At 71.3% G+C, this 18,963-nt stretch carries 13 protein-coding genes; 10 read left to right on the forward strand and 3 right to left on the reverse strand.

Annotated elements, in window-relative coordinates:
- Positions 1–124: 124 nt before the first annotated feature.
- From IPG72_14145 to IPG72_14165, 5 genes are all read left to right on the forward strand, one after another.
- Entirely contained in the window at positions 125–961 is an 837-nt protein-coding gene (locus tag IPG72_14145) for an ABC transporter ATP-binding protein (GenBank protein MBK6770124.1), read from the forward strand.
- Positions 958–3,774, forward strand: coding sequence for an ABC transporter permease (locus IPG72_14150; GenBank protein ID MBK6770125.1), 2,817 nt, complete (start codon positions 958–960; stop codon positions 3,772–3,774). Before IPG72_14145 ends, IPG72_14150 begins: the two co-directional genes overlap by 4 nt.
- Positions 3,774–4,970 (forward strand): HlyD family efflux transporter periplasmic adaptor subunit, encoded by a 1,197-nt coding sequence (locus IPG72_14155; protein MBK6770126.1) that lies wholly within the window; start codon positions 3,774–3,776, stop codon positions 4,968–4,970. Before IPG72_14150 ends, IPG72_14155 begins: the two co-directional genes overlap by 1 nt.
- A gap of 32 nt (positions 4,971–5,002) precedes the next feature.
- Positions 5,003–5,503, forward strand: a complete 501-nt coding sequence (locus IPG72_14160; protein ID MBK6770127.1) for a histidine phosphatase family protein — start codon at positions 5,003–5,005, stop codon at positions 5,501–5,503.
- Between the two features lie 298 nt (positions 5,504–5,801).
- Complete coding sequence (locus tag IPG72_14165) at positions 5,802–7,319, forward strand: vanadium-dependent haloperoxidase (GenBank protein MBK6770128.1); 1,518 nt, start codon at positions 5,802–5,804, stop codon at positions 7,317–7,319.
- Positions 7,320–7,365: 46 nt separating this feature from the next.
- On the opposite strand, the gene IPG72_14170 is transcribed toward IPG72_14165, so the two are convergent.
- Complete coding sequence (locus tag IPG72_14170) at positions 7,366–7,986, reverse strand: RDD family protein (GenBank protein ID MBK6770129.1); 621 nt, start codon at positions 7,984–7,986, stop codon at positions 7,366–7,368.
- Between the two features lie 62 nt (positions 7,987–8,048).
- Here IPG72_14170 and IPG72_14175 point away from each other — a divergent pair, with 62 nt between their 5' ends.
- Both IPG72_14175 and IPG72_14180 read left to right on the forward strand, forming a co-directional pair.
- A complete protein-coding gene (locus IPG72_14175; protein MBK6770130.1) occupies positions 8,049–9,032 on the forward strand; it encodes a stage II sporulation protein M in 984 nt (327 codons plus the stop codon).
- 165 nt (positions 9,033–9,197) lie between these two features.
- Positions 9,198–9,914: a hypothetical protein gene (locus IPG72_14180; GenBank protein ID MBK6770131.1), complete on the forward strand. Its 717-nt coding sequence runs from the start codon at positions 9,198–9,200 to the stop codon at positions 9,912–9,914.
- Here the strand turns inward: IPG72_14180 and IPG72_14185 are convergent.
- Complete coding sequence (locus IPG72_14185) at positions 9,876–11,132, reverse strand: DNRLRE domain-containing protein (protein MBK6770132.1); 1,257 nt, start codon at positions 11,130–11,132, stop codon at positions 9,876–9,878. The two genes, IPG72_14180 and IPG72_14185, sit on opposite strands and share 39 nt — an antisense overlap.
- A gap of 188 nt (positions 11,133–11,320) precedes the next feature.
- Positions 11,321–15,550: a DUF1566 domain-containing protein gene (locus IPG72_14190; GenBank protein MBK6770133.1), complete on the reverse strand. Its 4,230-nt coding sequence runs from the start codon at positions 15,548–15,550 to the stop codon at positions 11,321–11,323.
- A gap of 116 nt (positions 15,551–15,666) precedes the next feature.
- Here IPG72_14190 and IPG72_14195 point away from each other — a divergent pair, with 116 nt between their 5' ends.
- From IPG72_14195 to IPG72_14205, 3 genes are all read left to right on the forward strand, one after another.
- Positions 15,667–17,121 (forward strand): aminoacetone oxidase family FAD-binding enzyme, encoded by a 1,455-nt coding sequence (locus tag IPG72_14195; protein MBK6770134.1) that lies wholly within the window; start codon positions 15,667–15,669, stop codon positions 17,119–17,121.
- 103 nt (positions 17,122–17,224) lie between these two features.
- A complete protein-coding gene (locus IPG72_14200) occupies positions 17,225–18,424 on the forward strand; it encodes a PDZ domain-containing protein (protein MBK6770135.1) in 1,200 nt (399 codons plus the stop codon).
- Positions 18,425–18,596: 172 nt separating this feature from the next.
- A complete protein-coding gene (locus IPG72_14205; GenBank protein ID MBK6770136.1) occupies positions 18,597–18,839 on the forward strand; it encodes a type II toxin-antitoxin system HicB family antitoxin in 243 nt (80 codons plus the stop codon).
- Positions 18,840–18,963: the final 124 nt, after the last annotated feature.

Genomic DNA, 18,963 nt, shown 5'->3' on the forward strand with positions numbered 1-18,963 from the left:
CCTCGACGATCCTGGACCGGCCGTCTGTAAGGGACCCCGGCGGTCCGGCGTCATACGTTCCGTTCGCCGACGGTTGCCAGCAAGAGAGGCCACGATGCCCAACGTCGTCCCGCAAAGCGACGTGATCATTCAGATCGACAACGTCCACAAGAGCTACGTCATGGGCAAGGAAGCCGTCCCGGCCCTGCGCGGCGTCTCGCTGGACATCCGGCGTGGCGAGATGGTCTGCCTGATGGGCCCGAGCGGCTCCGGCAAGACGACACTGCTGAACATCACCGGCGGCCTCGACTCGCCCGGCCGCGGCCACGTGACGATCGACGGCCACAACATCGTGTCCATGAAAGAGGAGGGCCTGGCGCGGCTGCGTCTGGCGACGATGGGCTTCGTCTTCCAGACGTTCAACCTGCTGTCCAACTTCACCGCCCTCGAGAACGTCGAAGCGCCGATGGTCCTCCTCGGCAAATGGCCGCGCCGCGAGCGCAAGGAGCGCGCCGAGGCTCTCCTGACCTCGGTCGGTCTCGGCGACCGCATGGAGCACTACCCGAGCGAGCTCTCGGGCGGCCAGCAGCAGCGCGTCGCCATCGCCCGCGCCCTGGCCAACGACCCGGCGATCGTCATCGGCGACGAGATGACCGGCGACCTCGACAGCGCGACCGGCTTCGAGATCATGACGCTCGTGCGAGACCTGAAGGACAAGCAGGGCAAGACGATCGTCTACGTCACGCACGATCCGCGCATGGCCGAGTTCGCCGACTACACCGTCCACCTGCTGGACGGCCGCATCGTCGACGAGGCCGCCAGCGCGATCCACCGCGCCGGCGGCCAGCACGCGGCGCACGGCGACGCCGCCGTCGCGGCCGTCGCGGCCGTCGCGGCCGACCCGCCGGACCACGACGGCGCGGCGCCGCCGTCGTCGGCGCCATACGCACACACCGCTCCCGTCGCCGAGCCGTCGCGATGATCATGACCTACATCCGGCGCAACCTCTGGCGCCGGAAGGTGCGGACGATCCTGATGGTCCTCAGCCTGATCGTCGGCGTCGGCACGCTGGTGGCGCTGAACGCGACGGTCGAGAGCTACCGCCGCTTCTACGCGGGCAGCGTCTCGGGCAAAGTGGGCGACTTCGACCTCATCCTCAGCCGGCCCGAGACGGCACCCAACCGGCTGTTCGACCCCGCCGAGACGTTGACGACGCTCGCCACGGTGCCGGGCGTCCGCACCGCGCTGCCCCGCATCCAGGGCACGGTGACGCTCATCGCCGGCGACAAACGCGGCGACACGCTCATGGTCGCCCGTCGCGCCGACGACACGCTCGGCGACATCGAGGTCGAGGAGGGCGCCGCCGACGTCGCCGTTCAGGACGGCGTTCCGGGCGCGATCGTCCTGCAACAGACGGCCGACGTGCTCGGGCTGAAGGTCGGCGACGCGGTGGAGATCCAGTACGCGCCGCCGCCGAGCCGCCTCAAGGGACGCGCACCCGACGAGGGCGCGTCACGCCGCCGAACGACGGGCACGTGGACGGTCCGGGCGATCGCGACGCAGCGCGGCGTGACCGGGCAGGACGGCAACGAGGGCGTGCTCGTCGACCTTGGGGCCCTGCAGGAGCGCTTCGGCCTAGGCAAGCTTGCCGAGCGGATCGCCGTCGACTATGACCGCAGCCTGTATGACTCGCGCGATCCGCAGCGATCGGCGTTCCGCACCCGCGCGGTCACGGACGACGTGCGCGCCAAGCTCGGCGACGCGGACTGGGTGTACCTCATGCCGCGGCCGCGGGCCGTCATCGACGGCGCAAACGCCTTCATCTTCTGGCAATCCCTCATCACGATGTACGGTGTCCTCAGCCTGTCGGTGGTGGGCATGCTCATCCGCACGCTGATCATGACGAACGTCCAGGAGCAGACGCGCGACATGGCGATCCTGCGCATCCTCGGGGCGCCGCGCAGACATCTCTTCAACATCGTCGCAGCCGAGGTGGCGGCGGTCGGCAGCCTCGGCATCGGGCTCGGTCTCGTCGTCGGACAGGCGGTGAACAACTTGGCGATCGCGCCGTTCATCGCCAACCGCGCCGGCGAGACCGTGGCCGACCTGCCGCTCGTGAGCGTCCGGGCGATCACGATCAGCGTGATCACGGCGTTCCTCGTGTTGGCCCTCTCCACATGGGCGCCCGCGCACAAGGCGGCCACGACGAAGATCACACACGCGATCAACCCCGGCGTGGCCGACGGCCTCGGGCTCGAGGACCTGGCGAAGCTGCGCGAGCGGCGGCCGGACTTCAAGGTCTCGGGCCGCGGGCTCGTCGTTCTGACCTACCCCGCCCTCGTGTTCTTCGTCTTCCCGCTGGCGTTCGACTTCGGCATCCTGTGGGTGCTGTCCGCCCTGATCTTCGGGTCGCTGTTGAGCCTGATCGTCGGCGCCGCGCTCGTTTTCTATATCGTCATCCTGCCGTTCGAGCGGCTGCTCGTCTTCGTCCTCAAGCGCTTCGCGCCGCGCATCGGCTACTTCGTGCAGCGGACGACGTTCCGCGGCAAGGTGCGCAACACGCTGATCTCGCTGATGATCGTCATGAGCGCGACGCTGCCGGCGTTCCTCAGCACGTCGCTGGCGCTCGGCATCGCGAACACGGACACGGACCAACGGCTGACGGGCGGCGCGCCGTTCGTCGTCTGGCCGGCATGGACGTTCGTCGGTCGAGCCGGCGGCGCCAGCGTTGACCCGAACCAGGCGGCGGTCAGCAACTTCCGGCCCGAGCTCCTGAACGAGGTGCGCTCCGATGCCGACTTCGGCGCGACGGCCGCGCTGACGTACGAGTTCCGGACGCGCGTCAAGGACGGCGTCGGGCTGCGCGACGCCAACGTGCGCGCCCTCGGCGTGGATGCCGACCTCCGCCCCGTGCTCTACCCGGAGGCGATCGAGATGGTCGCGGGCGACGATTCGGCCGTCGCCCGCGTGGCCGGCGAGCCGAACACGATCGTCATCGGCGCGGCGCTGGCGACGTATCTCGACCTCGGGGTCGGCGATGAGCTCGTCATCGTCGGCGGCGGGCGGGACCACGAGGTGCCGATGACGATCGTCGGCGTCGCCAAGCGGATCGGCGGTGTCGGGAACTTCACGGCCAAGCAGACGGCCGTCTGGGGCGGCGACTGCTCGGTCCTCATGGGCCTCGAGTCGTTCCGCATCCTCGCCAACGACCCGCAGCTCGGCCCGCCGGACAAGAAGACCCCGATCGTCCGCCGCCTGTTCGCCACGCACGGCCCCGGCATCGACGAGCAGCAGCTGACGAGCGATCTCCGGCTGCGCTATGCCACGCAGAACGACCTGACGATCGACAGCACGGCCGAGACCGTCCAGACGATCCGCGAGGAGTCGAAGACCGGCCAGCTCTTCCTCATCGTCCTGACCGCACTGACGAGCGTGCTGGCCGTATTCGGCGTCTTCGCCGTGATCTACGTCTCGATCTACGGCCGCCGCGGCGAGATCGGGATGATGAAGGCGATCGGCACCCCCGGCCGGCACCTGCTCGGTGTCTTCGTCGGCGAGGCGATGATCATGACGCTCTCGGCGACGCTGACCGGCGTGACCGCGGGCGTCCTCCTGGCCTACGCGCTCCGCATGTCGGAGGGCTTCCGCAACGAGCTGCCGACGCACTTCGCGATGGACGTCATCGTCGTGCCGGCGATGCTCGTCCTGATGATCCTGGCGAGCTTGGTTTCGGCCACCTGGGCCACGCACGGCTACCGCAAGCGGCCGGCGATCGCGATCCTGAGGACGCTGTAATGAACCACAATCGGTTGGCCCTTTGTGCCGTCGCACTCGCGGCGGCAACGACCGCCTGCACCGGCGACCGTCCGGCCTCGCAGCCGCCCGGCGCGGTCGGCGTGGCCGGCACGCTTGTCGCGGCCACGGCACTGCCCGGTCCCGGCACGCCTGGCGTCCGCGCGACGACGGTCGCGTCGCGGTCGATCGAGCGCGGCGTGAGCCGCGTCGTCACCGCCGACGGGGCGCTCGAGCTGCCGGAACCGCCGCAGACGCTCGCCTTCCCCAAGCCGGGCACCGTGCGCGAGGTCTTCGTGCGCGAGGGCCAGGCGATCGCCGAAGGGGATGTGCTGGCGCGGATGGACACGGCGCCGTTCGAGCTTGAGATCGCCGGCGGCGAGGCCGAGGTGGCGGCGGCTTCGGCGGCACTGAAGAAGGCGCAGAGCGGCGCGGCCCTCGATACGGCGCGCCAGGACCTCGAGCGGGCCAAGAACCAGCTCTGGTCGCAACAGATCAGCCGCGACGGCCAGTGTCAGCTGGCCAAGGTCAGGGCGGAGAACGACCCGAACCGCGATCGAGGGGACAACGACTCCGGCATCACGGCCGAGTGCGACGCCGCCAAGGCGCTCGTCCAGGCGTCGGAGGCCACGGTGCGCGTTGCCGAGATCAACCTGCGCACCGTCGAGGCGACCGCGGCCGACGACGCGGGGGTCGCTCGGGCACGGCTGCGGCAGGCACAGGTCGGGCTGACACAGGCACGCGATGCGCTGGCCCGCGCCGAGATCAAGGCGCCCTTCGACGGCGCCGTCCTGACGGTGAACATCGCCGCCGGCGCGCAGGCGGTCACCGGGCCGGCCATGACGGTGGCCCGTACGTCGCCGCTCCTGTTCGTGACGAGCAACCTGAGCGAGCGCTATGTCGGCGACGTACACGAGGGCGCGAAGGCGTCGGTCACGCTGACGGCCTACCCGGACCGCACGCTCTCGGCCACCGTCCGGCACATCGCGCCGGGTGGCACCGTGGATGCCGCGGGCGGCGTGGTCTTCAAGGTCTGGCTCGACCTCGATGACAGCGACTTGGCGGTGTACGCCGGGATGACGGGGCGGGTCGAGATCGATGCCGGGGCGATCGGCTCGGGCAGCTTCGGCGGCGACGTCGTGGCGGAAGGCGAAGCGAATGCCACCGAGACGGCGGCGACGGCGGAAACTGCGCCGTAGCGAGGCCGAACGCGATACGGGAGCGCGAGATCGTGCGGACGTTGTTGGTCATGCGACATGCCAAGTCCAGTTGGACGAACGCGCACCTGTCCGATCACGACCGGCCGCTGAACGAGCGCGGCGAGCGCGACGCGCCGCGGATGGGGCGCTGGCTGGCGGCGCACGACCTCGAACCCGACGTTATCCTGTGCTCGAGCGCCGCTCGCGCGCATGCGACGGCCGATCATGTGGCCGCCGAGACCGGCGCCCAGGCGCCGATCGTCCGCAGTTCGCTGTACGGCGGCGACGTCGAGGACTACGTGGCCGAGCTGGCGCGGCTGGCCGACGACGTCGAGGTGGCGCTCATCGTCGGACACAGTCCGACGGTGTCGCTCGTCGTTACCGAGCTCGTCGACCAGGATGAGGACATGCCGACGGCGGCGGTCGCCGTGATCGAACTGCCGATCGACCGCTGGCCGGATCTTGGCGAGGACGTCGAAGGGCGGCTCGTGGCGGTGTGGCGGCCCCGAGAGATCGCCGACGGGTCGATGTGACCGTCGCCTGCGGCGATGACCTGCCCACGCGGGCCGTATCCGCGCCACGTCGCCCCCGTTAAGTTGGGGGCACAACGCACGCGCGAGGTCGCACCTTGGCGTCCGTGCGCGGCTTGGTGCGTCTCGGTTCGCGCTGCTGCAAGGAATGGACCTCATGGACGACCCCCTTCTCCCCACCGACGGCACCGGTCACCCTTCCACCCCGCCCGTCGCTCGGACGCGCCGCGACGTCCTGAAGCTCGGCGTCGCCGCCGCCGCGGCCGGTGTGGCCGCCACAACCGGTCATGGTCCGCAGCGCGTGTTCGCCCAGCGCTACAACACGAACGGCGCGCGGCGCAGCCAGTTGGCCTACAACATGCGCTTGAACGCCGCGCTGTCCTCCCGCCTGGCCGACCCGAAGCAGACGGGCAACGGTGACGAGGCGCGCTATCCGTCGCGGATCGGCAACTACACCAAGGGGATGCCGCACAACAACCTCGGCGAGGTCACGCCATCCGCGTACACCGCCTACCTCAAGGCACTGGACAGCGGCCTTTGGCAGGACTGGGACAGCATCCCACTTGGAGGGTCCTTGGTCTTCAAGAACCCACTCGCCGGTATCGCCTACGTGCTCGAGGGTGCCGACCCGGGCTGCATGACGCAGCGCGCAGCCCCGGCGTTTGCCAGCGCTGAGACCGCTGGCGAGATCGTCGAGAACTACTGGATGGCGCTGCTGCGCGACATATCTTTCTTGGACTACGGATCCGATGGCATCGCCGCCGCGGCTGCCACCGACCTGAGCCGAATGTCGGATTTCCGCGGCCCGAAGCAGGGCAATCAGGTTACCCCGGCCACGTTGTTCCGCGGCCTAACGCCCGGCGACCTCGTCGGGCCATATGTCAGCCAGTTCATGTGGCTTGACACCCGCTTCGGCGCCGAGACCGTCGACCGTCGGATGCGAACGATGCAGCCCGGTGTTGACTTCATGACCAGCTACGCCGACTGGCTGGCCATCCAGCGTGGCGCTCCTGCACCCCAGCCCGCGCAGCCTGATCCGACGCCGCGCTACGTCCGCAACGGACGCGACCTTTCCGAGTGGGTCCACATCGACGTGCTCTACCAGGCCTACTTCAACGCCATGCTGATCCTCTTCGGCCTCGGCGCGCCGACGAACGCCAACGACCCGTACCGAACGTCGCGCACGATGTGCGGGTTTGGGACGCTCGGGCCGCCTTTTTTCGCCAGCTTGTTGGCCGCCGTCGCCAAGCCGGCGCTCGAGACGGTGTGGCACCAGAAGTGGTACGTCCAGCGCCGTCTGCGGCCCGAGGCGTACGCCGGCCGCGTCCACAACCGCCTCACCGGCGCCGCGGCCTACCCGCTGCACAACGACGTCCTGAACTCGGACGCGGTCCAGCAGGTGTTCAGCCGCCACGGCACCTACCTCCTGCCGATGGCCTTCCCGGAGGGCAGCCCGGCCCACCCGGCCTACGGCGCCGGCCACGCCACCGTCGCCGGCGCGTGCGTGACGCTGCTCAAGGCGTTCTTCGACGAGAGCTGGGTCCTCCCGAACCCGGTCGTCGCCGCGCCCGACGGCCTGAGCCTCGAGCCGTACTCGGGCCCGGCGCTGACGGTCGGCGGCGAGCTGAACAAGTTGGCCAGCAACGTCGCCATCGGCCGGAACATCGCCGGCGTGCATTGGCGGTCGGATGCCACCGAGTCGCTCAAGCTGGGCGAGGACCTTGCCATCCGCTACCTGCGCGAGGAGAAGATGCTCCTGCGCGAAAAGTTCCTCGGTTGGAAGTTCACGAAGTTCGACGGGACGCCGATCACGGTCTGAGAGATGGCCGGCACATCGCCGACGCGATGCGCCGGTTGCAGCGTCCTTATGACAGGGGTTCGGCCGGGGTGGTCGGGTCGACCGCGACGTCGCGCCACGTCACGCGCTGCTGCTCGCGGATGACGACCGTTCCGGCCGCCAGATCGCCCAGCCGCCGCGTGTGTCGGTCGGCGAACAGGACGATCAAGCCGAAGCCGTAGCCGATCGGCAGGAAGTCGGCGAAGCGAACCAAGTTGCGCACGACCGCCTCACGAAAGCCGGCCGCGCCGCCGTCCAGCCGCACGACACGCGTGCCGGCCACGCGTTTGCCGGGTGTCTGGCCGTCCCAGAGCGTCTCGAAGACGATGTAGTAGCCCCACACGATGAGGAAGAGCACGAGCGCGGCGACGGCGAACACCGCCCCGACGACCCATTCCGCGGCCGCATCGCCGGCCGATGCCGCCGCGCCGGCCGGCACTTCGTCCGCCACGGCCAGCACGAATGCCAACACGCCGCACCCGAGCGCACCGATCCCGCCGGCCAGCGCCGCCGTGTCGACGAGGGCGCCGATGAATCGGCTGCCGATGCCCGCCACGGGGTACCCGAAGGCAACACTCTCCGGTGTCTCGACCGTATAATCCGCCCGCAGGACGGCATCGATCGGTTCCGTGTTCGATCGTTCGCTCATCGATTCGCCCAGTTCGCCTTGTCGACCGCCTGTCAGGCCGCCGCCGTGCCGCGAGGTCGCCCGTGCCCGTCCGCCAGCCGTTCACCGCAAGGCGCCAAGCCGACTGGCTGGCCCTCGAGGATCTGATCGGCCGCGCCGATCGCCGCCTCGGCGCCCTCGGCCCGGCCGATATCGACCGCCTCGGCGCCCTCTACCGGCGCGCCACGGCCGATCTGGCCCTCGTGCGCCGCGACCAGCCGGACTCACCGCTGGCGATGTACCTCAACGGCCTCGTCGCCCGCGCCCACGCCCGCGTGTATCGCAGCGCACCGCTCTCCCGCCAAGCCGTCGTCGACTTCTACCGCCACGGCTTCCCGCGATTATACCGCCGCATCCTGCCCTTCACCGCCGCCGCCTTCCTCCTGTTCGCCATCCCGGCCGTCGTCGCCTTCGTCCTCAGCCGGCGGGACACCGATGTCCTGTTGCTCCTGTTCGGGGATGGGATGATGCCGCTGATCCAGCAGGTTGAGCGCGGCGAGATGTGGACCGAGATCACACCGGCGATGCGATCCGCGGCAGCCAGCGGGATCCTGACGAACAACATCAGCGTGACGTTCAAAGCGTTCGGCGGCGGCATCCTGCTCGGGCTGCTGACGGTCTGGGTCATGGTCCAGAACGGCTTGCTGATCGGTGGCATCTTCGGGCTGCTCGACCACCACGGCATGGCGCCGCGCCTCCTGGACTTCATCGCCGGCCACGGACCGGTCGAGCTCTCCGTCATCTTCGCCGCCGGTGGGGCCGGGCTGTTCATGGGCGATGCGATCCTCCGCCCCGGCCTCCGCCGCCGCGTCGACGCGCTGGCCGACCGGGCCCGCGACGCCGCGCTGCTCGTGCTCGGCAGCGCACCCCTCTTGGTGGGCGCCGGCCTGATCGAGGGCTTCGTCAGCCCGAGCGCGCTGCCGACGTGGATCAAGGCCGTCGTCGGGCTTGGCACGGGAGCGGCGCTGCACACGTATTGGCTGGTTGCGGGGCGGCAGTGCAGCGGGGACGATGTGAAGCGGCCGTAACCGGGCGGCCATCGTCATTGCACACGGTTGACGTTCGGCCAAAACTCGGCAATGCCCCGACAACATCGCTGTGCCATGATTGCCGAATCGTCCCGAGTCTCCCCGCCTGCCCAGCCTGTCTGGGGGGCCGATCCGTTCGCCGATCCGTTCAACATGGAGTTCCCGATGACCAGCCCTTCCGCCTTCCGCCCGACCCGGCCGTCGCCCGATCTCTCCCGCCGCACCCTCCTCGCCCGCCTCCTCGCGGCCGGCCCGGTCGCGGTCATCCTGGCGGCGTGCACGGGCCGAACGTCCCCGGCCGCACCGACCGAGCCGGCCGTCGCATCCGGCGCCCCACTGTCGCCCCCACTGTCGCCCCCACTGTCGCCCCCGCTGTCGCCCCCACTGTCGCCCACGCCGGCCTGCGGCGATGACGACGACCCGACGCCCGCGCAAACCGAGGGGCCGTACTTCACGGCCAACAGCCCCGAGCGCACCGACCTGCGCGAGGCCGGGATGACGGGCACGACGCTCGTCATCGCCGGCCGCGTGCTCCACACGGACTGCCGCCCGGTGGCCGCGGCGATCCTCGACTTCTGGCACTGCGACGACGCCGGCGCATACGACAACGCCGGCTACCGACTCCGCGGCCACCACTTCAGCGACGCCGACGGCCGCTGGCAGCTGACGACGATCGTGCCCGGCGTCTACCCCGGCCGGACCCGCCACATCCACGTCCGCGTCCAGGCACCGGACGGGCCGCTTCTGACGACGCAGCTGTACTTCCCGGACGAGTCGGGCAACGCCTCGGACGGGATCTACGACGAGGCGCTCGTCCTGGCGATGGCGGACGGAGCCGACGGGTCAAGGACGGGGGCGTTCGACTTCGTCGTCACGGCGTGACGCGTCGTCGCCGGAGAGAGGCGGCGCGCTCTCGGCGGCCGCGCCGTCGTACTCGATCGTCAGGAACGGCCGTTCTTCCGGCGCCTCCCACTCCCGTGTTCCGAAAACCACCACCATGAACGCGCGCCTGTCGCTCGTCTCGAGGGCGCGCAGGAGGAGACCGTTGTTGGGCGTCGCGCCGTCGACCCAGCGGCGGGCGATGGCGGTGACGTCGATCGTCATCGGACCGACGATGTCGTCCGCGGCGTGCACGCGGCCCGTGCCGACGGCCTCGCCTTCCTTGGGACGGTTCTTCCACGTCACGTTGTACTCGTCGAACGGCTTGTCCAGGCGGTAGGCCGTCACATCCCGCCATTGGCCGTCGATGTCCGTGCTCCAGCAGCCGGCGATCGCGGTGAGCTTCAGCACGGCGCGGCGGAAGGGCGTGCCGGGCGGGACGGCGCTCAGGTCGAAGCGCACGAAGCTGCGCACGATCCCGACCGTGGCGTTGATGTCGAGGCAGCCCTTGGCGTGGTAGCCGGCCCACATGCTCATGTCTCCCCCGGTCTGGACCGAAGGGAACTTGTCGCTGATGTCGGCGTCCGCTGCCGCCGCGAAGACCTTCGGCGGCCAGGAACGCGTGCGCTCGATGTTGCTCCACGGGCCGATGTGCGTGTCGTTCGCGCCGCGGACGCGGTAGTGGTACGTGCCGAAGGCGTGCCGGGAGACCGTCCAACCGTACCTGAACTCCGGCCCGTCGTACACCGTCGTCGGGCTGCCGAACGTTGCGTCGTCGTCCTCTTGGAGCTCGTAGCGCCTGGCCAGGAGGGACTCGCCCCACTCGACCGTGTAGTCGCCGTCCTCCTCCGGGTTGACGATCGGCCGGAGCACCGGCTTGTACGGCTGCGGCGGGTCGTGGCGGAGCGCCACGGGCAGGTAGGCCGGCACCGGCGCCGGCGTGTATGTCATGGTGGGCGTCCGTGTCGCTGTCGGCGGTTCGGCTTCCGTGGCCGTTGCGGTCGGGGCTTGCGTGGCGATGACCGCGGTGGATGTTGCCGCCTGCGTTGCGGCGACAGCGGTCCGGGTTTCTGGCGAAGCGGTCGGGTCTTGGTCGGGTCCCGCCCGCACGCCGAGGTCGCCCCGCCCGTTGGCCGTCAGGGCCACAGCGGAAGGACCGGCCAGCGCGGCCAGGACGGCGGCGACGAACAGCAGGCGGCGGGCACGGCGGACGACGGACATCGTTCCACGTCCTTGGGCTTGGCGATGTGCGGCGCGAGTGGCCGTCGCACGGGAGACAGCGATAGGCCGCCGGACGTTAGGCTCCGACGGGTCGCGGTGTCAACCGACAGTCTGAAGTCGGGGGGAGGTGCTCGGACCGGGCGCGGGTTCGCGCCGCCCGCCGCGGTCGACGGCGCGAGGACCCACGACTACGGCCGAAGGGCAAATGCCCATGGCAGGACGATCTGATGGTCCCCGCCCCGCGGCGGCAGAGCCGCGATCGTCAGCCCGACGACGTCCACCGTCCGGAGCGGCTGCAGGCCGGCGCCGAGGTAGATGGCCGTGTACGTCCCATCGCCCGGGTTCGTCCCGTCTTGGGCGATCTCGAGGCCGTGCACGGCGCCGAGATCGCCGAGCGGCGGTTCGAACACGACGACGAGCCGCTCCGACCAGTTGTGCCGCATCGCGCTGTACACGAGCCGCCGCAGGTCGCGAACCTCGGCGCGCCCGTCCGGCACGTCGACGACGGCGCCGATCAGCGTTGCCCAGCGATAGCTGAAGAAGCCGCGGCCCTTGCGGAGCATGAGCGACACCCGGCCGCCGTCCGCCAGACGCACGTCGTAGCGTTGGCGCGGCAGGACGGGCAAGCCGCACGGACCGAGGATCTGCTCGGGGGCGGCGTCGGGGCCGGTGGTGATGTCGGCCAGCGTGAGGATGACGTTGCCGGCGGTGAGGGCGTCGCTGTCCAGGCGGATCAGATAAGGCTGGTCCGCGCGGACATCATACAAGTAGAGACGGGCTTCGAAGCGCGCATTGCCCAGGCGATAGCGGCGCAACAGCTGGACGCGGCGATAGCCGGGTCGGCCGGCATCGTCGGTGAGCGTCACCTCGCCCGGACCCTCAGCTTCAGCCGGCGTGCCGTCGCGGCCGTCGGAGAGCACGGCGAACAGGTCGTGGGCAGCGTGCGTCGCGGACAGCGGCACCGTCGCCTCGCCGCCCGCCAAGTCGAGGACGCGCTTGGCGGCGTACTCGGCCGGCGGCGGCGACGACGGGCGCCACATCGTGCACAGCTGCAGCGCCTCGGGTACGATCGCGTGCAGCTCGGGCGCCGGCGGCGCGGTCGACGCCGCCACGAACGGGCGGATCTGCTTGAGGAGGAGCGCGTTGTCGCCGCGGCGGATCTTCCACTCCACGTCGAGCAGCACGTCGTCGCGCGCGAAGCCGCCGGTGTCGATCGGCAGGCGCGCCTTGGCCAGCAGGAGCAGCGCGCCCAACTGCCGCAACTCGTCGTCGCTGGCGACGTGCGTGCCCGGCGGCACGCGGCTCGAGGGCTGTACGCGGCGGATGCCGGTCACCGCGCCGTCGGCGTACGCGATGATGTCCCGTTCCGGCAGGTCGCCGCTCTCCGGCAGGACGACGCTGGCGTCGCCGTCCTGGGCGTTCACGATCATCTCGCCGCGGTCCGGATCCCCGTCCCCGTCGCCGGCCGACCCGCCGCTCGGATCGCCGGTGAACGCGACGCCGTTCGCCCGCTCGTCCGGGAAGGCGGGCGTAACCAGGATCGCCATCGCCACGAGGGCGGGGTCGATGCCGTAATACGTGCGCTCGGACCAGGCGCGTGGGTTCCAGAGGCTGGACCAGACGGTGCGCAGGCCGCGCTCGATCGTCCGCTCCTTGGGTTGGGTCGGGTCGCAGCGCGACGGGCCGGCCTTGTCGGCGTCGAGCGAGTCGGCGACGCAGACCGAGGTCGAGTCGTACAACCCGGCGCCGTTGAACGCGGCGCTGTCCTCGGCGTTCGACGAGGACCGGAAGCGGACCATGACGCCCGCACCGAAGACGGCGTCGATCTGCGCAGCGAGCGCGGCGACGAGGGCCGCGTCCGTCGCGCCGTCGTCGTCCAGCGCGTCGTGGACGGCGTCGAGGAGCGGGGCGCGGTAGGCGGGGTCGGCCATGAAGCGCGGATCGGCGTGGAGCGCGGCCAGGACGTCGGCGTAGGGCAGCGGCGACCCGCCTGGGGTGCGCGGATCGGGCATCGTGTTCGTTCGGACATAGCGGTCGTAGTGGTGGAACGGGATCGCGAAGCCGGGCACCTCGTGTTCGTCCGGCAGGAAGACGTACAGGCGCGCCAGGTTGGCCGCCTTGCCGCCGAAGCGCCGCGTGGCGGTGCGCAGCGGGTCCGTGATCACATCGCCGGCGGCGATCGTCGCCAGGCCGTCGAGACCGTCGTATGCCAGGTCGGGCGCCACTACGTTCACCGGCGGCGGGCGATGGGCGTCCCACCATGCGCTCGCCTCGGCCGGGCTGACGTCCGGCACGACGCGGTAGCCGGCGGCGTCGACCTCGAGGCGGACGAGCCGGCCGTCGTAGGGGGCGAAGGCCGCGTGCGCGTCGGCGACGTAAGCGTTCGGCGTCCCGCGCCGGCCGAGCCGGACGTTCAGGTGGGACAGCGGCCCCTGCCGCGCCCCGGTCACGACGCCGGCCACGACGACGTCGATGTCCGTCGGCGCGCGGTCGAGGACGACGACGTCCTGCCACGACAGCGTCCCGGCCGCCACGGCGCCGACGAGATCGTCGACGGTCAGACGGCGGACGGTGCCGTAGGCGATGCCGCGGGTGTAGGCCTCGAACGAGACGGGCGGCGGCGCGCTCGGGAAGCCGATCGGCAGGCCGGGGTGGGACCACGTGCGGGCGAGGGCGACGGCGTCCGGCTGCGTCGGCGCGTAGACGAGCGGGCGGCGGCGGAAGGCGCGGGCGAGGCGGCGGTGGAGCGCGAGCGTCTCGTCGAGCGTCAGCAGCTCGTCCGCCTCGCCGTCCGCGGTGTAGACGTCGAAGCCGTACACCGGCGTCCCGTCCGGGCCGCCGAAGCTGCGCAGGCCGCCGGCCAGGAGGCGGCGGGTGGCGCGGTGGGCGGTAATCGCGGTGTACTCGACGGGGTCCAGACCGCCGTAGCGCTCGGGGAAGGCGGCGCGCAGGAAGTCGAGGTGCAGCGGGAAGCGGTTGGCGTCCTGGAAGGCGATGTCGAACGGCGCCTCGGCGTCCGGCGCGGCGGCGGCCAGCCACTTGCCTTCGCGCCAGACGTCCGGCCGATCGACGGCGACGGTGAGCGCCGTCCAGTCGACGGCAGAGCGGACGGCCGGGCGCCAGTGGGCGGGCACGGCGTCGGAGGAAACGTCGCGGACACAGCGCACGTGGCCGGGACGGCTCTTGGGCGGCTGGAACTCCGGTCCGACGTGGTGTCGCATGACCGGGAAGGCGGTGCTGAGGTACCACGCCCGGTCGGCGGCCGGCGCCGACGGGTGGTCACCGGCCGTCGTCGTCGACGACCACCAGACGAACGGGTTCTCGCGGTCGCGCGAAACGGGCGGACGCGGGAACGCGGCGGCGTCGAACAGGCCGGCCGGGTCGCCGGGCCGGGCCAAGGACCAGAGCTCGCGGATGTTCGGCAGGCGCCAGTCGTCGTGGCCGGCGTACACGAGCCCGCGGCAGAGGGCGACTGCGGATTGCCAGTCGACCGGCCGCGCGAAGGCGTCGACGGCGCCGCCGCGGTCGTCGACGACGGCGCGGGGATCGCGGACCCAGTGCAGGGCGGTCGCGCGGTCGACGACGATGTTCTCGGCGGGCGTGTCGATCGTGCCGTCGTCGGCGTACGCGTAGTCCGAGGCGAGGCCGAGCCGGAGCGCGCCGTCGTCGGCGTTGCCCGGCCCCTCGTCACCGCCGCTGCCGCGGTAGCTCTTCGTCTGGCCGGTGCGGAAGACGGCCACGGGGTCGGAGGCGGCGGCGGTGCGGACGGGGCGGGCGGCGAACGTCCAAGCCTTGTCCCATGGATAGATGTGACCGTCGAACGCGTTCAGGTAGTACGCCTCGGCGACGGCCGTCGGGTCCGTCGTCGACGACCAGACATACGTGCTCTCCCCGTCGGCCGGCCGGCCGAAGACGAGCGGGTCGAGGGCGAACGACTGGCGGCCGAAGTCGGCGATCGTCTCGAGCTCGTCGATATTCGGCAACCGCCAGTCGTCGAAGCCGGCGTACTCCAGGTCACGTGCCGCATCGAGCGAGCCCTGCCAGCCCATCGGCACGTCGAAACGGATGTTGCCGCGGACGCCGTCGCCGTCGTCGCCGTCCAGCAGGCGCGGCCGCCGCACCCACATCAGGCCGGTGTTGCGATCCAGCGCGACGTTCTCGGCCTGCGTCGTCGGGGTCACGACGTCGGCGAACGACCACTCGGCCGCCCGGCCGCGCACGAGGTCGCCATCATCCCCGTTGCCGTCGGCGCGCTCGCCGCGGTTGCCGACGTAGCCCCAGGCTTGGCCGGTGGAGAGGAGGCGGGGGGCGGCGGCGAGGTCGTCGGCGGCGGCGGTCGGGGCGCGGGTGGGCAGCACGACGGCCGTGAGGACCAACGTCGCGAGGGCGGCAGCAGCGCTGCGGCGGGGATGGAACATCGGCGGAACCCCCTCGGAAGCACCGACAGGTAAGATGTGGTCATGATCATACGCTTTCGAATCCGCCGATATGACCACCGTTTCCCCACGCCGCGGTCCATGTGGACTCCCGCCCCGTGAATCGGTCCGCTACCAGCCGAGTCGACACCGTCGACCTCGCCGTCATCGGCGCCGGCGCTGCCGGCCTCGCTGCGGCCATCTTCGCCGCCGAACGGGCTGCTGAATTGGGCGCCGCGCTGCGCATCGTGCTGCTCGATGGGGCGGCCAAGGTCGGGGCCAAGATCCTCATCAGCGGCGGCGGCCGCTGCAACGTCACGCACGCCGGCGCGTCCGTCGACGACTTCAACGGCACCCCGCGCCCGACGGTCCGCAACGTCTTGGCGGCCTTCGACACCGACGCCGCCGTCCGGTGGTTCGCATCGCTCGGCGTCGCCCTCAAGGCCGAGCCGGGCGGCAAGCTGTTCCCGACGACGGACCGCGCGGCGACGGTGCTCGATGCGCTGCTCGGGCGCGCGGCGGCGCTCGGCGTCGAGATCCGCACGCGGTCGCGCGTCGAAGCCGTCCGACTTGCCGGCGGCGGCAACGTCGCCGGCGACAACAGCGGTGAGCGCGACAACGACATCGATGTCCGCAACGACGACGAGATCGACGGCCACGGGAACGACATCGGCTTCGCGCTCACCGTCGGCGACGACACGATCCTCGCCCGCCGCGTGATCCTGGCCACCGGCGGCCGGTCGCTGCCGCGCACCGGTTCGGACGGCGGCGGCTGGGCGATCGCGGCGCGGCTCGGCCACACCGTGACACCGACGTTCCCGGCCCTCGTCCCGCTCGTCCTCGACGGCGCCTTTTGGCACGCCGAGCTGTCGGGCGTCTCGCACCCCGCCGAGCTGACGACGGTGGCCGACGGCAAGGTCGTCGACCGGCGCGCCGGGAGCATGCTCTGGACGCACTTCGGCATCAGCGGGCCGGTCGTGCTCGATGCCAGCCGACACTGGCTGGCGGCCCGTCGAGTCGCGACGTCGGTTGAACTGCGCTGTAGCGTGTTTCCCGACAGCGATGCCGGCGCCCGTCCGCACGCCTCATTCCACGACGCGCAAGGCACCGACGGCTGGTTCGTCGCCGTGGCCCGCCGCGAGGGCGGGAGACCTGTCGGCGCTGTGCTCGGCGACGTGCTGCCGGATCGGCTGGCGCGGACGCTCTGCCGGCACGCCGGCGTCGACGCGACAACGCGGCTGTCGGAGGTGACGAAGGGCGACCGCCGCGCGCTCGCCGCCGCCATCGGCGCGCTGCCGCTGCCGGTGGTGGGCGACCGCGGGTGGGATTTCGCGGAGGTGACGGCCGGCGGCGTGCCGCTCTCCGAGATCGACCATCGCACGATGGGCTCGCGCCGCGCCCCGGGACTGCACCTGGTGGGCGAGATGCTCGACGTCGACGGGCGGATCGGCGGGTTCAACTTCCAGTGGGCGTGGGCGACGGGGTATCTGGCCGGGCGAGGAGCGGTGGCATCGCTCGTCGATGGCCCCGAACGTGCGACACGGCTGGCAACCGGGTCCGTGCACGACGCGTGACGCGGTCACGATCGAACCGCGGACCGCGTTTGACCGTTGTAGAACATCCGTGCCAAAGTGGCGCGCCGATTCGAGCCACCCGTCCACCGCTTGGAGTCCCACGATGAACGCGATGCCTGCCCCGACGTCGACCACCACGTCAACGCCCGCCCCAACGATGACCGCCACCCGCCTCATCCCCGCCCCACCCGCCGCCGTCGCTGATGCCGTCGCCGGCTTGTACGGCCTCGGCAACTGGCTGTGCGACAGCGCCCGCGTCGAAGGGCGCGCCGGCGGCGCCGTCACGCTCAGCTACACCGGCGGCCCGCAATGGCATGGCCACTGGACCGCCTACGAGAAGCCCGGCCGCTTCGGCTGGCACGTCGGCGATGCCGAGGGCCGCACGGAAAGCGCCGACTTCACGCTCCAAGAGGACGGCGACGGCACGCGGATCGACGTCGTGATCGGCGGCAACGCGGTGGACGCGGCGGCGCAGGCGTCGTGGGAGCACCGCCTGGACGACCTGGCGGAGCACGTGAAGACCGGCCGCAACGCGCGCCTGGCGCGCCGGCCGATGCTCGGCGTGGCGCCGAACTTCGGGAAGTTCGACGCGACGGACGGCGCGCACCTGAGCGGCGCGGTGCCCGGCGGGGGTGCCGAGAAGGCGGGGCTGAAGAACGGCGACATCATCGTCAAGGTCGGCGACGAGACCGTGACGAGCTGGGAGGGCCTCTCGCCGATCGTCGCCCGCCACAGCGCCGGCGACACGCTGCCAGTGACGTTCGTTCGCGACGGCCAGACGCACACCGTCGACGTCACGCTCGGCGGCCGGCCCGAGGCGGCGGTGCCGGGCGGCGATGTCGTGACGCCGGGCGACCTGCGGCACATGATGGACACGCTCGTCGGCGAGCTCCGTGAGACGCTCGACGGGATCAGCGACGCCGAGGCGGACTTCAGGCCCGGCCCGGCCGAGTGGTCCGTCCGCGAGGTCCTCGGCCACCTCCTCGTCTCCGAGCGCCACGCGCAACTGGCGATGATGCTCCGGGCCGCCGATGAGCCGCCGGTCATGTGGCCCGGCGGGCCTGAGACGGCGCTCCAGGGCATCCTGGCCGGCCGCCCGCTGGCCGCGCTGCAGGACGAGCTGCTCGGCCACCTCGGCGAGTCGCTGGCGCTCGCGGAGAAGCTGTTCGACGCGCAGGCGACGTCGCCGGTGCGGCGGTACCTGGCGGAGTCGCTGGCGTTTACGGGGGAGCATGTGCGGGATCATATCGGGCAGATCAAGGGGAATGTGGAGAGGGCGAGGGCGGAGGGGAGTGCGGTGTAGGGCGGGCTGCATTGCCTGGCGGTCGCGCCCGCGGAGCGGTGGAGCCGGCGATGTCGGTGACGAGGAAGGTGTCGGTGTGCCGACCAGGGGGTTGCAGACTATGATTTCGGAACGCAGTCCGCAGGCGCTTGCCGCCCTTTCGGATCACAAGCCACCATCGGGATCGACCGCCATGCTCACAGACTATCTCAACGCCGCCATGCACGCCGCGCACTACGAGCTGATCGAGGGCGATACGGCCTTCTACGCCGAGATCCCGGGCTTCCAGGGCGTGTACGCCAACGCGGCGACCCTTGAGGCATGTCGCGACGAACTGCGCGAAGTGCTCGAGGAGTGGGTGCTGCTGCGCGTCTCGCGCAAGCTGTCGCTGCCGGCCGTGAACGGCCTCGAGCTGCGCATCACCGAGATCGCGTAGTGCCGCCGTTCGGGCCCGTCAGCCGGCGCGAGCTTGTCCGGAACCTCAGGCTGTTAGGCTTCGAAGGACCATTTTCCGGGGGCAAACACCAGTTCATGATCCGTGGCGATGTCACCGTGCGGGC

This window comes from Candidatus Avedoeria danica (assembly GCA_016703025.1).
Classification (GTDB): domain Bacteria; phylum Chloroflexota; class Anaerolineae; order Epilineales; family Epilineaceae; genus Avedoeria; species Avedoeria danica.

What these genes read in the sequence shown, in the direction of transcription:
- IPG72_14150 (MBK6770125.1), top strand. Translation starts at nt 958, where the DNA reads ATGATCATGACCTACATCCGGCGCAACCTCTGGCGCCGGAAGGTGCGG.
- IPG72_14155 (MBK6770126.1), top strand. Translation starts at nt 3,774, where the DNA reads ATGAACCACAATCGGTTGGCCCTTTGTGCCGTCGCACTCGCGGCGGCA.
- IPG72_14170 (MBK6770129.1), bottom strand. Translation starts at nt 7,986, where the DNA reads ATGAGCGAACGATCGAACACGGAACCGATCGATGCCGTCCTGCGGGCG.
- IPG72_14180 (MBK6770131.1), top strand. Translation starts at nt 9,198, where the DNA reads ATGACCAGCCCTTCCGCCTTCCGCCCGACCCGGCCGTCGCCCGATCTC.
- IPG72_14185 (MBK6770132.1), bottom strand. Translation starts at nt 11,132, where the DNA reads ATGTCCGTCGTCCGCCGTGCCCGCCGCCTGCTGTTCGTCGCCGCCGTC.
- IPG72_14190 (MBK6770133.1), bottom strand. Translation starts at nt 15,550, where the DNA reads ATGTTCCATCCCCGCCGCAGCGCTGCTGCCGCCCTCGCGACGTTGGTC.
- IPG72_14200 (MBK6770135.1), top strand. Translation starts at nt 17,225, where the DNA reads ATGAACGCGATGCCTGCCCCGACGTCGACCACCACGTCAACGCCCGCC.
- IPG72_14205 (MBK6770136.1), top strand. Translation starts at nt 18,597, where the DNA reads ATGCTCACAGACTATCTCAACGCCGCCATGCACGCCGCGCACTACGAG.